This is a genomic window from Streptomyces sp. NPDC054840 (assembly GCF_053611065.1).
In genome coordinates this window covers 1-13,631 of record NZ_JBSGZP010000131.1, presented here as the reverse complement: position 1 = coordinate 13,631, position 13,631 = coordinate 1, and the positions used below count along the sequence as shown (strand labels likewise).

Below are 13,631 nucleotides of genomic sequence, written 5' to 3'. Positions count from 1 at the left end.
GCGCCGGCTTCTGGCCGGCTCGCCGTAGCGCGTGTCCCACCAGCGGCGCCGCGCGGCTCAGACCTCCGGAAGGGACGGATCGGGCGTCCAGGGATTCGGTGCGCTGATGGCCCAGCGTTCGTGGTCGCGCCAGCCGCCGTCGATGTAGAGGTAGGCGGGCGAGAGCCCCTCGTAGCGGAAGCCCAGCCGCTGGACCAGGGCCAGGGAGGCTTCGTTCCCCGGCTGGATGTTGGCCTCCAGCCGGTGGAGCCGCAGGTCGGTGAAGGCGTGCCGCAGGGCGGCGGCGACCCCTTCGGTCATGTATCCGTACCCCGCGTACGGGGCGAAGGCCGCGTAGCCGAGGGACGCGCCCTGGTAGCGGCCGCGGATGATCGAGTTGATGTTGACCATGCCGACGGCCGCACCGGTCTCCCTGAGACGGACCAGGAAGCCCCGGTTGGTGCCGTCGTCGAAGCGGCGCATCCAGACCTGGAAGTCCTCCGCGGTCGCGGGCAGCTGCATCCACGGCCGGTGCAGCGCCGAGCTGGCCCGCACGAGCGTGCAGAATTCGTCCTGGTCGGAGAGGGTGAGCGGGTGCAGTTCGACCCGTGACGACATACTGATCATGGACCCACGTTACCGAGGTCCTGTCGCGGGCCGCATAGGCCGCCTGGACTTCATCGGTTCGGTCGCTGGCCCGGCCCCCAACCGTCCATGCTTTAATAAATGCACAAGCATTTATTAATGAGGAGCGGCAGTGGTTGGACGTCCCCGCGGGGTGGAAGACGTGGTGATCCTGCGGGCGGCGGCCCAGGTGATGGGGCAGGCGGGTCCTTCCGGGCTGACCCTGGCGGCGGTGGCCCGCGCGGTCGGTGTGGTGCCCGGCACGCTCGTGCAGCGGTTCGGCTCCAAGCGCGGCCTGATCCTGGCACTTGCCGACCAGTCGGTGCGGGACACGGACGCGCTGCCCGACAGGATCCGGGAGGAGCAGGGCTCGGCGCTCGGGGCCTTGGCCGCCCTGCTCTCCGAGTGGATGGCGCCGATGGTCTCTCCGGAGACCTTCGCCAATCACCTGGCGTTCCTGTGCATGGATCTCACGGACCCCGAACTGCACCAGCGGGCCTTCGCCGTGCACGACGCCCGGCGCCGGGCGGTCGGCACACTGCTGGCGGAAGCCGTTTCCACGGGCGAGCTCCGTGCAACGACTGATGTCGAGACTCTCACCGCCACCGTGCAGGCCATCACCTCCGGCGCGGGTCTCAACTGGGCGCTCGACCGGCAGGGCACCCTCGTCCGGCGCGTCCGGCAGGCACTCGACGCCGCGCTGGCCCCGCATATCGCCACCGCCACCCCTACCGCGTGAACCGGGAGACATCCGGGAGACATGGAGAAGAGATGACGACGAAGACACGACCGCTCGCCGGAAACGTCGCGCTGGTCGCGGGCGGCACCCGGGGCGGCGGGCGGGGCATCGCCGTCGAACTCGGAGCCGCCGGTGCGACGGTCTACGTGACCGGCCGCAGCAGCGGAAAGCGGCGCTCCGATCTCGACCGCCCCGAGACCATCGAGGAGACGGCCGAGAAGATCACCGCTGCCGGAGGCCTGGGCATCCCGGTCCGCACCGACCACAGCGACCCGGAGGAGGTCCGCGCGCTGGTGGCGCGGATCGCGGCCGAGCAGGACGGCCGGCTCGACATCCTGGTCAACTCCGTCTGGGGCGGCGACCCGTTCACCGACTGGGAACACCCTCTGTGGGAGCAGGACCTGGACCAGGGCCTGCGCCTCCTGCGTCAGGCGGTGGAGACCCATGTGATCACCAGCCGGTACGCGCTGCCGCTCATGGTCGCCCGCAAGAGCGGTTTGGTCGTGGAGGTCACCGACGGCAACACCGCCCGCTACCGCGGCTCCTTCTTCTACGACATGGCGAAATCGGCGGTGATCCGACTGGCCGTCGGGCAGGCTGCCGAGCTGCGGCCGCACGGCGTCGCGGCCGTCTCCCTGACGCCGGGGTTCCTGCGCTCGGAGGCGCTGCTGGAGCATTTCGGCGTCACCGAGGCCAACTGGCGGGACGGCGCCGCCAAGGACCCGAACTTCGCCCACTCCGAGACTCCCGCCTATCTGGGGCGGGCGGTCGTGGCTCTGGCGGCCGACCCGGACGTCATCGCCAGGACCGGCCGGGCACTGGCCACCTGGGATCTCTCCAAGGAGTACGGGTTCACGGACGCCGACGGCACCCGGCCCGACTTCGCCGCGCACTGGGCCAGGAACCTGGAGGCGGAGTACGGACCCCTCGGCGATCCGCTCTGACACCACCACGCCGGCAGCGGAGCTGTCAGTGGCAGGGGAGGTTGTCAGTGGCAGGGGCTAGCCTGCATCACATGATCAAGGGGGAATTCGCCGTACCGTCGCTCGGTGCGCTCGCCGACGAGGTCGCGACCGTGCTTGCGGGTCGCCACGACCCCGGCGTGGTGGTGTTCGAACGTGTGCTCAACGGTGTGGTCAGCCACAGCTACCGGGACCGGGAGGCACTGACCGCCGCGCTGGGCGCCGTCCCGCGCGAGTTCAAGGTGATACCGCACGCGCAGGTGCGGTGCGTGGCGGGGATCGTCGGCGCGGCGGTCGGTCCCCTGCGGGCGGAGGAGTCCGGGGAGAACGCCGCGGCCGGCTGGCTCGAACTGTGCCAGCACGTGGCACTGGACTACATAGCGGGCGCGCGCGCCGGCGAGCTCGCGGCACGATTGCGGGCCGGTGATCACGTCCCGTTCCTGCTCTCCGTACCGAGCGGGCCGACCGGCGCGGTGGCGCCGCACGAGCTGGTCGGGCGCCTCGCGGAGTACGAGCGCCTCGGTATCCGGCCGGGGCCGGCGGACCTGGGGCAGGCACTGCTGCGCTGCGGCGGCCTGGTGGACCCCGAAGTGGTGCGCGCCGCTGAGAGCTTGGAGTCGGCGGAGGGAATCCGGGCGGCCGCCTGGCTGCGGCAGGGTGGTCTGCCCCGCCCCGGCTCGTGGCGGGAGCGCGAAGCGGGTGAGGCCGAGCGTCCCAGCAGGCGCCGGGGAGCACGCGTCGGCCGCCGGATCCTGGTGGGGCACGAAGCCATCGAGGGCCGCGGCGCGTTCCCCCGGCAATTCTGGTCACTGTTCCGCACGTTCGAGCCGCACATCTCCTGTCCTCACGGGTCCCTGCCGGACCACCGGGACGCCCACACGGTCGCGACGCTGCCCTGGCACCCGGACATAGCCGCGGCGCGACTGCTGACGGGTATCGCGTCGGCTGCCGACCAGGACGGCAGAGGCTCCCCCGCTTTCCTGGAGGCGCTCGCCTCGGCCGACGGCCCGGCCGGGCCCGCCGTGCATCTGGCCGTCGCCTACGGGCTCGCCTCCGTCCCCCCGCCTGACCGGGAGGCCGCCGTGCGCGCGCTGGTGGTGCTGGCCTCGCGTGGCCGGCTGGACGGCGAGCTGCTGGGGCGGGAGCTCACCGAGCTCGTGGCGCTGGGCACGCTGAGGGTGCCCCTGCTCATCGAGTCACTGCGGGCGGCGGTAGCCGTACCGGAGGGCGCCGGGGCGGTCTGGGCAGTCCTGGCCACTGCTCTCCCGGGCCTGCTGGCCCGTACCCGGCCTCAGGTGCACGGCGCACTGCTGGCCGTCGCCGCGGACTCCGCCCGGCTGTCGGGCGCGCGTGGCGAGCTGCCCGAGGTGACGGCGCTCGCCCGGCGGCCAGGGTCGTCCCAACTGCTCAAGGAGGCACGCCGGTTGCGGGACGCCCTGGCGGGGGCCTGACCGCGGGCCCTTGGTGCGGCGGACCGCGGCTGTCAGCCGTGCTGGTGCTGCTCGGGCAGTCGGCTGTCCGGGTGCGCCCAGCACTACGTTGTCGGGCCGCCCGTCGCGGAAGAAGTCCAGGAAGTCCGGGTCCGCGTGGGAGTGGTCAGGTGGTCAGTGGCGCGCCAGGACCACGATGGCATCGCCGCACCCCACCACCCCCGGCCTCCCGTCGACAGGTGGGATCGGATGCGGGCCGTTCCCTCCCCCGCCGTACCCTGAACCCCGTGTCGCCCTCCCGCCTCCACCGTGTAGCCGTCCTCGTCCTTGAGGGCGCGAAGCCCCTCGACGTCGGTATCCCCGCCCAGGTGTTCACGACCCGCGCGAGCATGCCGTACGAGGTACGCGTCTGCGGCGCGGCTCCGGGCCTGGTCACCGGCGGCGACGGCCTGTCGTACCACGTCACCCACGGGCTCGACGCGCTGGCGTGGGCCGACATCGTCTTCGTTCCCGGCTACCGCTTCCCCGACCGCGAGGACCCGCCGCGGGCCGTCATCGACGCGCTGATCGCGGCCCACGACCGTGGCGCGCGGCTCGCCGCCATCTCGACGGGCGCGTTCGCGCTGGCCGCCACCGGTCTGCTCGACGGCAAGCGTGCGACGACCCACTGGCACTACGCGCGGGCCCTCGCCGCGAAACATCCGCTCATCCACCTCGACGAGAACGTCCTGTTCGTCGACGAGGGCAGCGTGCTCACCTCCGCGGGCGCCGCCTCGGGCATCGACCTGTGCCTGCACATCCTGCGCCGCGACCTCGGCGTGTCCGCCTCGAACCACGCGGCCCGCCGCCTGGTCGCGGCCCCCTACCGCAGCGGCGGCCAGGCGCAGTACGTGCCGCGCAGCGTGCCCGAGCCGCTCGGCGAGCGGTTCGCCGCGACCCGTGAGTGGGCGCTGCACCACCTGGGCGAACCACTGACCCTGGAGGCGCTGGCCCAGCAGGCGGGGGTCTCGCCCCGGACCTTCTCGCGGCGCTTCGCCGAGGACACCGGCTACACGCCGATGCAGTGGGTCATGCGGGCGCGGATCGACGTGGCCCGTGAGCTGCTGGAGCGCTCGGAGCGCAGTGTCGAGCAGATCGCCGCCGATGTCGGCCTCGGCACCGGCGCCAATCTGCGCCTGCACTTCCACCGCATCCTCGGCACGACCCCGACGGAGTACCGGCGCACCTTCACCCAGGGCGAATAGTCCGTCATCGGCCGGGCAGCCGCCCCACGACCGGCCCCGCCCCCTGCCCGTGGCGAGATCCTTACGAACCATGGCGATCTCGCCGCTGTCGCGGAGGGTGACCGAGAGCGAACCTGATGGCGAACGAAAGGGACATCGCTCATGACTCGCATTGCCATCAACGGATTCGGCCGCATCGGCCGCAACGTGCTGCGCGCGCTCCTCGAGCGCGACACCGACCTTGAGGTCGTCGCCGTCAACGACCTGACGGAGCCCGCCACCCTCGCTCGGCTGCTCGCCTACGACACCACGTCCGGCCGGCTCGGCCGCCCGGTGACGGTCGAGGGGAATGTGCTCGTCGTCGACGGCCACCGCATCACGGTGCTCGCCGAGCGGGAGCCGGAGCAGCTGCCGTGGGCCGAGCTCGATGTCGACCTCGTACTGGAGGCGACCGGCCGCTTCACCTCGGCCGAGGCCGCCCGCGCCCACATCAAGGCCGGTGCGCGCAAGGTACTGGTCAGCGCTCCGTCCGACGGCGCCGACATCACGCTCGCTTTCGGTGTCAACACCGACGCCTACGACCCGGCCGAGCACACGATCGTCTCGAACGCGTCCTGCACGACCAACGCGCTGGCCCCTCTGGCCGCCGTCCTGGACGACCTCGCCGGCATCGAGCACGGCTTCATGACCACGGTGCACGCCTACACGCAGGAGCAGAACCTGCAGGACGGCCCGCACCGCGACCCCCGTCGTGCCCGTGCCGCCGGTGTCAACATCGTTCCGACCTCGACGGGCGCCGCGAAGGCGATCGGTCTCGTGCTGCCGCAGCTCGAAGGCAAGCTGTCGGGTGACTCGATCCGCGTGCCGGTCCCGGTGGGCTCGATCGTCGAGCTCAACACCACCGTCTCCCGGGACGTGACGCGTGAGGAGATCCTCGAGGCCTACCGCGCCGCGGCGCAGGGACCGCTGGCCGGCGTGCTGGAGTACTCCGAGGACCCGCTCGTCTCCTCCGACATCACGGGCAACCCGGCTTCGTCGATCTTCGACTCGGAGCTCACCCGTGTCGACGGCCGCCACGTCAAGGTGGTCGCCTGGTACGACAACGAGTGGGGCTTCTCGAACCGCGTGATCGACACGCTCACGCTCCTCGCCGCGGGCTGAACCGACAGCGGCCCCCGGTGGGGGCGGGCCCGGCGCCCGTGCGTCGCGGTAGGTCCCGGTCGTGATCCCGGGGCCGACCGCCACGCGCGGGCGCCTCGGCGTACCCGCGGCGGCCGCGCCGGTGCTTCGTGCCCCTACGGCTCCTTCAGCGCATGCGGGGAAGGCGGAGGCTGAGCAGGACGGTCAGTGCGATGAGGCCGAGCTGGACGAGCAGGGTGGTGGACACGGCCGCGCGCATGCCGGCCGTCGGGACCAGGGCGAGGAAGAGGCTTCCGAGCGTGGCTACGCCGAGTGCCACGGCGGACTGCTGGGCGGTGATCATGACGCCGCTGCCCGCCCCGGCCCGGTCGGCCGGGACGTCCGAGAGCGTCAGGCGTATCAGCACCGGCATTTGGAAGCCCTGGCCCAGTCCTGCCAGGGCGATGCCCGGGGCGAGTACGGCCACGCCGAGGTCCGGCCAGTCGTGGCGCAGGGTGGCCAGGAGGAGGGCGATCCCGGCCGCCTGGATGACACCTCCGGCGGTGATGATCCGGCTGCCGAAGCGGGTGACCAGGCGCGGCCCGGCCAGCGAGGCCCCGAAGAAGGCGACGGCCATGGGAGCCAGCGCCAGACCCGCCGTCACCGGCCCCATGTCCAGACCCTGTTGGAGGGTCACGGCGAGGACGAACATGAAGCCGCCGAAGCCGATCGAGAACGGCATGAGGATTGTCAGGCTGCGCCGCAGCGACTCCAGCCTGAGCAGGCTCGGCGGCACCAGCGGGGTGTGGCCCCTACGGTCGGCCCGGCGCTCGGTGACGTAGAAGGCCGCGGCGGCGACGGGGAACACGCCCAGCGAGATCCAGGTCCACAGCGGCCAGCCCGCGGCCCGCCCCTCGGTCAGCGGCAGCAGCAGCGAGACCAGGGACAGCGCGAGGAGCAGGGTGCCGGGCACGTCCACGGCCGCGGGCCGGCCGGCCCGGGTGTCCGGGACGGTGCGCGCCGCCAGGAACAGCCCGAGGACCACCACGGGGACGTTGACCAGGAACACCGCGCGCCAGCCGGTTCCGCCGAGGTCCGCGGCGACCAGGACGCCGCCGAGGATCTGCCCGGCGACCATGGACAGGCCTCCGGTCGCCCCGTACAGGCTCATGGCCCGGGCCCGGCGCGGGCCCGCGGTGGTGGCCTGGATGGTGGCGAGCACCTGAGGCAGCATGAGGGCGGCCGCCGCCCCTTGGGCGACGCGGGCGGCGACGAGGGCCCAGGCGTTCGGGGCGAGGCCGCAGGCGAGCGAGGTGATGCCGAAGGCGGCCATGCCGACGAGGAAGAGCCGGCGGCGGCCGAGACTGTCGCCGACGCGCCCGCCGAGGACCAACAGGACGGCGTACGCGACGCCGTAACCGCCGACGACCAGCTCCAGGAGTGCGGGACCGGCGGCGAGGTCGTGCTCGATGGACGGGAGCGCGACGTTGACGATGAAGAAGTCGATCATGGGCAGTGCGGCGCCGAGGAGCACGGTGAACAGGCCGAGGCCGCTCAGACGGGGCGCGGTGGGCACGGAAGCGCTGAGCACGGGGTTGGTGCGAACGGGGATCTGAGTCACCCTCCGACGATCTCCCCGCTGCCAGACGGGTACCAGAGTGTCGTTATCCAGGTACCAGGACTACCTGGCAACAGGATGAGCGGTGCGGCAGGCTGGGACCATGACCACTGTGGCTCCTGGAAGCGACGTTCGGCGGCACGAGCTGGCCGAGTTCCTGCGCACCCGCCGTGAGCGGATCACTCCCGAGCAGGTCGGTCTGGTGCGCGGGCCGCGCCGTCGGACCCCGGGGCTGCGCCGTGAGGAGGTCGCGCATCTGTCGTCGGTGGGCGTGACCTGGTACACGTGGCTGGAGCAGGCGCGCGACATCCAGGTGTCGGGACAGGTGCTGGACGCGGTCGCGCGGGCGCTGCTGCTCGACGTGAGCGAGCGGGAGCACCTGTTCGCGCTGGCCGGGAGTCTCGACCCGGCACCTCCGGCGACGTGCCCCAGCGTGACGCCGGCCGTGCGGGCGGTGCTCGACCAGCTGGGCCACATCCCTGCGTGCGTCCAGAACAGCCGGTACGACATCTTCGCGTACAACGCCACGTACGGGCGCCTGCTCGGCGACCTGGACAGCAAGCGGCCGGAGGAGCGCAACTGCATGTGGCTCGCCTTCACCGACCCGGAGTGGCGGGAATCGGTCGTCGACCTACCGAGCACGCACCGGATCATGGCGGCGAGGTTCCGGGCTGCGATGGCCGAGCACCTGGCGGAGCCCGCGTGGAAGACGCTGCTGGCCCGGCTGGAGGCGGCGTCGGCGGAGTTCCGTGAGGTGTGGGCCCGCCACGAGGTGGTCGGCGGGCAGGTCGCGAAGTCGAAGTACATCCGCAACGCGCACGTGGGCATGCTGTACCTGGAACACAACAACCTGTGGCTCGGACCGCGCACCGGGCCGAGGCTCGTGACATACGTACCGCTGGACCAGGAGACGCGCGAGCGCCTGGAGGAGCTGGAGCGGCTGACGGCACCGGCGGGTGCGGAGCCCCGCGGCTGACGCATCGCCACTCCATGCTCCCCCGGCCGGGGAGCACGATCGTCCCTTCCGACCGGCGTGGCCGGTACGGAACGTGCCGGCACGGAACGTGCCGGTACCGTCGCGACTTCACCGGAGCGGCCCGCAGGCCTTCGCGGGCGGCGCGAGGCGGGCCAGCAGATGGGCGTCGAGGAAGCCCCGCTCGGAGGCCGGGTCGTGGATCAGCCGGGCGAACGGCGCGAGCCCCACCCCGGCCAGCAACTCGGCGAAACGGTCCACCGGCCAGCTGTAGGCGGGCGTCACCTTGTGGTCGAAGCGGACCGGCTCCGGTCCGTCGGTCGCGAAGAACGAGACCAGGAGCAGCCCCCCTTGCGCCAGGACGCGCGCCTGCTCGGCGAGCAGCGCGGGCAGTTCCCCGGGCGGTGTATGGATCATCGAGTAGTGGGCCAGTACCCCGCCGAGGGACCGGTCCTCGACCGGCAGCGCCTCCATCCTCGCCTCGTCGAAGCGCAGCGCCGGACCGGCCCGCCGGGCGTGGTCGATCATGGCCGGGGAGATGTCGAGCCCGAAGGCGTCCAGTCCCAGGTCGTGCAGCATGGCCGTCAGATGTCCGGGCCCGCACCCGACATCGGCCGCCCGCAGGTTCCCCGTGCCGCGCACCAGCTCGGCGAAGGTGGTGAGCATGGCCCGCGCGAACGGCTGTGTCTCCAGCCGATCGGCGAACATCGACGCGTAGAGCTCGACGACCCCGTCGTAGGCCGCCCTGGTCTCGTTCTGGTGTTCCGCCACGGGCAGGACGCTACTCCCGCTGCGGCGGGTGCGGGCGGCTGCCGACGCGGTCAGCGAAATAAGTCAGGCCGGCGACCCGGGCGGCGATCCGCCGCGACGGGTGCCCCGCGGAAGCCGCACGAGGAGCTCGCGCCGGTGGTTGCACGGCAGACCCTCAGGCGAACGGACCTTCGGCCGTGAAGCGGCGCAGGTGGCGGGCGAAGGTCTCGGCGTCGCCTGGGGCCCAGGCGGAGAGGCTCCTCGTGATGTGGTCCGCCAGGCGTACCCGCAGCTCCGCCACGACGAGCCGCCCCTCCTCGGTCAGGACGAGCAGGTGTGCGCGCCGGTCAGTGGGGTCCGGTTCGCGGCGGATGAGGCCCGCGGCCTCCAGCCGGGAGGCGCGGCGGGTCACCCCGGAGCGGTCGACCCCCACGTCGTGGGCCAGGTCCGCCGCACTGCGGGGGCCGGTTCGGGCCAGGGCGCTGAGCACGGGGTAGGTCACGTCGTCCACGGCCTCGCCCATGCCCTCCGTGAGCCGCTGGTGCAGCTGCGTGCGGGTCGTTCGCTTCAGCAGGATGCCCAGCGCGTCCGCGATCTCATGCCCGATCTCGTTGTCCACGTCACGAGAATAGCGTGCGTCGCGCACGCTTCCCTGTTACGGTTACCGAAGTGCGTGCGGCACGCACGCATCACACCGAAAGGCAGTCCCATGACGCGCACCGGAATCACGGCCGCCCTCACCGACCTGCTCCTCAACCGCGACCTCACCGTCCAGGAGGCCGCCGACCGCCACTTCGCCCCGGAATACCGTCAGCGCACGGACGGCGCGTGGGCGGACCGGGCAGGTTTCATCGAGCACATCACCCACCTGCGCAGCGTCGTCGACCACGGCCGTGTCGAGGTCCACGAGGAGCTGTACGACGGCCTCAAGTACGCCGACCGGCACACCGTCCACGTCACGAAGACGGACGGTTCGACGGTGCGCACCGAGGTCTACCTGTTCGGCGAGTTCGCGCCCGACGGCCGGTTCGGCCGCATCGAGGAAACCACCCTGATGCTCGAAGGATCCGAGTCCGACCGCGACCTCGGCAGCGCCCGCTAAGTCATGGGGCTTCGGGTCTCGGATCAGGATCAGGGGCGGAAGCGCAGCGGATGATCGGACGGGACCTCCACCACGGCGATCCGCACGCCGTCGGGGTCGGCGATCCACATCTCGATCAGTCCCCAGGGCTCACGCTCGGGAGGTCGCAGGACATCGGCGTCCCGGCCGCGCAGCTCCTCGTACGCCGCCTGGACGTCCTCGACCTGCAGCCACAGCCGCAGGCCCGGCGCGGGCGGCGCCTCGGCGCGGCCCGACAGTTCGAGGAAGCCGCCGCCGAGGAAGTAGACCGTGCCGCGCTCGGGGCCGGTGCCGAACTCGCGGTGGACCGCCAGCCCTAGGGTGTCGCCGTAGAAGGCGCGCGAGCGTTCGGGGTCCGTGGGGCGCAACAGGATCCTGCTGCCCAGTACGTGCACCATGGCCCCACCTTCCCATCACACGGCGTCCTGCCGCGGCCGCTTCAGCGTCTTCCAGCGCCTGCGCCGGTTGCGGGGGTGCCGGTCGAGTTCTTCCAGCAGGCGCTGGGAGCGCTTGTCCACGCCCAGCTCGTCCAGGACCCGGTCGATCTCGGTGAGCAGCGCGCCGCTCAGCTGCCAGTGTGCGGGGTCCTCGCGGGCGGCGGCCAGCAGCAGCACCGCGAGCCGGTCGCGATGGGCCCTGGCGACTGCCAGTTCGCCGGTCAGTCGGGCTTCCGCCTCTTCCGCGTTGGCGCTGACCTGCGCGGTGATCAGCTCGGCGAAGCTTTCCACCGCGATGGCCGTGTGGCGTAGCACCTCCCGCAACGCGGCCGAGGTCACGGGGTCGAAGAGCGGCTCGTCCGGGCGGGCCCGGGCCAGGTCGGTCAGCGTCCGGCAGGCCACGCGGAGCACGACCGCGCAGATCTCCAGGGTGTCCAGGCCGGTCCGCAGCACCACCCTGAAGAGCAGCCCCTCCTTGACCCGCGGATTGAGCCGGAGGCTGTCCTCGGCCTGCCGGAGTGCGGCGTCCACCTGGGCGATGTCGTTGTCGAGGCGGCGCGCCTCGTGCAGCCGGGCCGCGGCCTGCTCGACCCTGGCCGGTCCCGAGGGTTCCTCACCGATGTGGTCGAGCAGCCGGCTCATGCGCTGGGCGAGGTCGGTGATCGCGGCGCCGGCCGGGCCGACCCACACGGGTGGTGCCAGCAGCAGGTTGACCAGCAGCCCGACCACCGCGCCGATGATCGTCTCCAGGACCCGGTCCCAGGCGGTGTCGGTGACCTGGCTGACGCCGAGGACGAGCATGGCGCTGATCGCGACCTCTGGTACGAACTCGTCCACGCGCACCAGGTGGCCGACGACCAGCGAGGCGAGGATCAGCAGGCCGAGGCTCCACCAGGTCAGACCCACCAGCGCGCTGAAGCCGATCGCGATCAGCACGCCGACGACCACCGAGTTCACCCGGCGGATGCTGGTCGTGAGGGTGGAGTACAGGGTGACCTGGACGACGAGCAGGGCGGTCAGGGGGGCGGTGAGTGGGATCGGCTCGCTGCTCAGCCGCAGCGCGACGACGTAGCTGATCACGGCCGCGGCGGTGGAGCGCAGGGCTTGGACGGCGACCGGCTCACGGCGGTGGCGTGCGACACGGGTGGCGAGGCTGCTGATCGTTTCCGGCATGTGGGGCGCCTTCCCGATGCTGGGCCGGATGACGCATGGCGTGGCCGCCGGGCCCCGATCGGCCGAGGATGGGCGGTAGGAGGAGGGCGCCCTGGCCGTTCGCGGGTAAGCGGTGGGTGGCCGGGGCAGTTCCTGTAGACGAGAATCCGCGAGCGCGAGGGAGAAACAGCCATGGAGGGTACGGAGGACAGGCGTGAGAAGTCGGGAGAGGGCCGTGCGGAGCAGGCACAGGAACATCCCGGTCCGGACCCGGTGCACCCCGAGGCCAGCAAGCGGGTCGAGGGCAAGAGCCCGGAGGAATTGAGGCGGCGGCAGGAGCGGAAGACGACCCGTACGGGCGACGACGACGCGGAGTAACGGCGTCCGGCGGACCGGACGGCGGAGGGCCTGCCGGCCGGCGGCCACTAGCCGGGAGGCCATGGCGGGGGGCCAAGGGGGCCCGGGCGGGGCCCAGGGCGGGGGGTCAGGGCGGGGGACCGGGCGGGGCGAGGCCGGCCGCGAGGTCCTACGCGCCCTCGTCGTAGGTCCCCGCCTCGATCTCCAGGGCGAGCTCCTGGAGGACCCCGATCGAGGAGATGTCCGTCCGTCCGCTGTCGTGCACCATCGCGAGGCTGGTGAACGCCAGGCTGAAGCCCGAGACCATGGTGTGCAGGGCGGGTCCGAGCGCCTCCGCCACCAGGGCGGCCACCTGCTGGGGAGAGGCATCGGCCGGCACCCTGATCGACGGCAGCATCTCGTTCAGGAGCAGCGTGGCCACACCGGCCGTCGGTGCCGAGCCGGCGCCGCCCGCCCCGTCTTCGCCGTTCTCGCCGTTCTCGTCGATCTCGCCCGCCTCGGCGGCCCGGCGAATGTCCTGGGCGTCGGTGAGGATGCCGATCACTCGCTTGAGTACCTCTGCGCGTTCCATCTGCGGAGCGTAGCCCCGAGCCCCGGAGCGGCGCGGGAGTTCGCCCTCACCAGGCCGTGGCCCGGGCCCTCCTCACGGGCAGTCATCCGGGATCGGGCACGGACGTGTAGCCGCGGCCGCACCGGGCAGGCGCGCCGTGACGGACACGGATCGATGGAGGAGCTGTCTCACTCATGTCTGAGAACGTCTGGGCCTATCGCGTCACCGTTGACCGCATCACGGACGTGGACCTGTCCGGCTACAAGGTGGAGGCTGCCGACGGCAGCATCGGAAAGGTCGACAAGCACTCCGACGAGGCCGGATCGGCCTATCTGGTCGTGGACACCGGCCCGTGGATCTTCGGCAAGGAGGTCCTCCTCCCGGCCGGTACCGTCACCGGTATCGACGTGGAGGAGAAGAGGATCCAGGTCGACCTGACCAGGGAACAGGTCAAGGACGCCCCCGAGTTCATCCGGGACCAGCACCTGGAGAGCACCGACTACCGGCAGCTGCTGGGTGGTTACTACGGCATCATCCCGCCGCGCTGGCTGTGATCCACGGCCGGAGCACGTGTCGGTCGTTGGAGGCGCGGGGGGGC

The 13,631-nt window shown here is 72.1% G+C and carries 16 protein-coding genes; 9 read left to right on the top strand and 7 right to left on the bottom strand.

Features of this window, described 5'->3' with window-relative positions; translation table 11 throughout:
- Positions 1 to 57 precede the first annotated feature (57 nt).
- Positions 58 to 606, bottom strand: coding sequence for a GNAT family N-acetyltransferase (locus ACWGIU_RS12630; RefSeq protein WP_453705055.1), 549 nt, complete (start codon positions 604 to 606; stop codon positions 58 to 60).
- 130 nt (positions 607 to 736) lie between these two features.
- Between ACWGIU_RS12630 and ACWGIU_RS12625 the strand changes: the two genes are divergently transcribed.
- From ACWGIU_RS12625 to gap, 5 genes are all read left to right on the top strand, one after another.
- The gene (locus tag ACWGIU_RS12625) at positions 737 to 1,342 is read left to right on the top strand and encodes a TetR/AcrR family transcriptional regulator (RefSeq protein WP_453705053.1); all 606 of its coding nucleotides are present in this window, start codon (positions 737 to 739) and stop codon (positions 1,340 to 1,342) included.
- A 32-nt stretch (positions 1,343 to 1,374) separates the two neighbouring features.
- A complete protein-coding gene (locus tag ACWGIU_RS12620) occupies positions 1,375 to 2,286 on the top strand; it encodes an SDR family oxidoreductase (RefSeq protein ID WP_453705051.1) in 912 nt (303 codons plus the stop codon).
- A 71-nt stretch (positions 2,287 to 2,357) separates the two neighbouring features.
- Positions 2,358 to 3,755, top strand: coding sequence for a hypothetical protein (locus ACWGIU_RS12615; protein ID WP_453705049.1), 1,398 nt, complete (start codon positions 2,358 to 2,360; stop codon positions 3,753 to 3,755).
- Between the two features lie 266 nt (positions 3,756 to 4,021).
- On the top strand, positions 4,022 to 4,978 hold the full coding sequence (locus tag ACWGIU_RS12610; protein WP_453705047.1) for a GlxA family transcriptional regulator: 957 nt from the start codon (positions 4,022 to 4,024) through the stop codon (positions 4,976 to 4,978).
- 141 nt (positions 4,979 to 5,119) lie between these two features.
- Positions 5,120 to 6,118 carry a type I glyceraldehyde-3-phosphate dehydrogenase gene (gene gap / locus ACWGIU_RS12605; RefSeq protein WP_453705045.1) on the top strand — a complete coding sequence of 333 codons (999 nt, stop codon included), beginning with the start codon at positions 5,120 to 5,122 and terminating at the stop codon, positions 6,116 to 6,118.
- Positions 6,119 to 6,263: 145 nt separating this feature from the next.
- On the opposite strand, the gene ACWGIU_RS12600 is transcribed toward gap, so the two are convergent.
- The gene (locus ACWGIU_RS12600; protein ID WP_453705057.1) at positions 6,264 to 7,586 is read right to left on the bottom strand and encodes an MFS transporter; all 1,323 of its coding nucleotides are present in this window, start codon (positions 7,584 to 7,586) and stop codon (positions 6,264 to 6,266) included.
- 211 nt (positions 7,587 to 7,797) lie between these two features.
- On the opposite strand from ACWGIU_RS12600, the gene ACWGIU_RS12595 reads away from it, so the two are divergent.
- On the top strand, positions 7,798 to 8,670 hold the full coding sequence (locus ACWGIU_RS12595; protein WP_453705043.1) for a helix-turn-helix transcriptional regulator: 873 nt from the start codon (positions 7,798 to 7,800) through the stop codon (positions 8,668 to 8,670).
- Between the two features lie 108 nt (positions 8,671 to 8,778).
- Here ACWGIU_RS12595 and ACWGIU_RS12590 read toward each other — a convergent pair whose 3' ends face one another.
- Positions 8,779 to 9,438 (bottom strand): class I SAM-dependent methyltransferase, encoded by a 660-nt coding sequence (locus ACWGIU_RS12590; protein WP_453705041.1) that lies wholly within the window; start codon positions 9,436 to 9,438, stop codon positions 8,779 to 8,781.
- Positions 9,439 to 9,592: 154 nt separating this feature from the next.
- Positions 9,593 to 10,036 (bottom strand): MarR family winged helix-turn-helix transcriptional regulator, encoded by a 444-nt coding sequence (locus ACWGIU_RS12585; protein ID WP_453705039.1) that lies wholly within the window; start codon positions 10,034 to 10,036, stop codon positions 9,593 to 9,595.
- A 90-nt stretch (positions 10,037 to 10,126) separates the two neighbouring features.
- On the opposite strand from ACWGIU_RS12585, the gene ACWGIU_RS12580 reads away from it, so the two are divergent.
- Complete coding sequence (locus ACWGIU_RS12580; RefSeq protein WP_453705037.1) at positions 10,127 to 10,519, top strand: nuclear transport factor 2 family protein; 393 nt, start codon at positions 10,127 to 10,129, stop codon at positions 10,517 to 10,519.
- 29 nt (positions 10,520 to 10,548) lie between these two features.
- Here the strand turns inward: ACWGIU_RS12580 and ACWGIU_RS12575 are convergent, their stop codons facing one another.
- On the bottom strand, positions 10,549 to 10,935 hold the full coding sequence (locus ACWGIU_RS12575; protein ID WP_453705035.1) for a VOC family protein: 387 nt from the start codon (positions 10,933 to 10,935) through the stop codon (positions 10,549 to 10,551).
- A 15-nt stretch (positions 10,936 to 10,950) separates the two neighbouring features.
- Positions 10,951 to 12,147 carry an FUSC family protein gene (locus ACWGIU_RS12570; protein ID WP_453705033.1) on the bottom strand — a complete coding sequence of 399 codons (1,197 nt, stop codon included), beginning with the start codon at positions 12,145 to 12,147 and terminating at the stop codon, positions 10,951 to 10,953.
- Positions 12,148 to 12,318: 171 nt separating this feature from the next.
- On the opposite strand from ACWGIU_RS12570, the gene ACWGIU_RS12565 reads away from it, so the two are divergent.
- The gene (locus tag ACWGIU_RS12565; RefSeq protein WP_453705031.1) at positions 12,319 to 12,504 is read left to right on the top strand and encodes a hypothetical protein; all 186 of its coding nucleotides are present in this window, start codon (positions 12,319 to 12,321) and stop codon (positions 12,502 to 12,504) included.
- 148 nt (positions 12,505 to 12,652) lie between these two features.
- On the opposite strand, the gene ACWGIU_RS12560 is transcribed toward ACWGIU_RS12565, so the two are convergent.
- On the bottom strand, positions 12,653 to 13,054 hold the full coding sequence (locus tag ACWGIU_RS12560; protein WP_453705029.1) for a hypothetical protein: 402 nt from the start codon (positions 13,052 to 13,054) through the stop codon (positions 12,653 to 12,655).
- A 173-nt stretch (positions 13,055 to 13,227) separates the two neighbouring features.
- Between ACWGIU_RS12560 and ACWGIU_RS12555 the strand changes: the two genes are divergently transcribed.
- Positions 13,228 to 13,587: a PRC-barrel domain-containing protein gene (locus tag ACWGIU_RS12555; protein ID WP_453705027.1), complete on the top strand. Its 360-nt coding sequence runs from the start codon at positions 13,228 to 13,230 to the stop codon at positions 13,585 to 13,587.
- Positions 13,588 to 13,631: the final 44 nt, after the last annotated feature.

Excerpts from the sequence above, each read along its gene's own strand:
- ACWGIU_RS12630 (WP_453705055.1), bottom strand. The coding sequence starts at position 606 with ATGATCAGTATGTCGTCACGGGTCGAACTGCACCCGCTCACCCTCTCC.
- gap (WP_453705045.1), top strand. The coding sequence starts at position 5,120 with ATGACTCGCATTGCCATCAACGGATTCGGCCGCATCGGCCGCAACGTG.
- ACWGIU_RS12555 (WP_453705027.1), top strand. The coding sequence starts at position 13,228 with ATGTCTGAGAACGTCTGGGCCTATCGCGTCACCGTTGACCGCATCACG.
- ACWGIU_RS12615 (WP_453705049.1), top strand. The coding sequence starts at position 2,358 with ATGATCAAGGGGGAATTCGCCGTACCGTCGCTCGGTGCGCTCGCCGAC.
- ACWGIU_RS12620 (WP_453705051.1), top strand. The coding sequence starts at position 1,375 with ATGACGACGAAGACACGACCGCTCGCCGGAAACGTCGCGCTGGTCGCG.
- ACWGIU_RS12580 (WP_453705037.1), top strand. The coding sequence starts at position 10,127 with ATGACGCGCACCGGAATCACGGCCGCCCTCACCGACCTGCTCCTCAAC.
- ACWGIU_RS12595 (WP_453705043.1), top strand. The coding sequence starts at position 7,798 with ATGACCACTGTGGCTCCTGGAAGCGACGTTCGGCGGCACGAGCTGGCC.
- ACWGIU_RS12560 (WP_453705029.1), bottom strand. The coding sequence starts at position 13,054 with ATGGAACGCGCAGAGGTACTCAAGCGAGTGATCGGCATCCTCACCGAC.
- ACWGIU_RS12565 (WP_453705031.1), top strand. The coding sequence starts at position 12,319 with ATGGAGGGTACGGAGGACAGGCGTGAGAAGTCGGGAGAGGGCCGTGCG.
- ACWGIU_RS12570 (WP_453705033.1), bottom strand. The coding sequence starts at position 12,147 with ATGCCGGAAACGATCAGCAGCCTCGCCACCCGTGTCGCACGCCACCGC.
- ACWGIU_RS12600 (WP_453705057.1), bottom strand. The coding sequence starts at position 7,586 with ATGATCGACTTCTTCATCGTCAACGTCGCGCTCCCGTCCATCGAGCAC.
- ACWGIU_RS12575 (WP_453705035.1), bottom strand. The coding sequence starts at position 10,935 with ATGGTGCACGTACTGGGCAGCAGGATCCTGTTGCGCCCCACGGACCCC.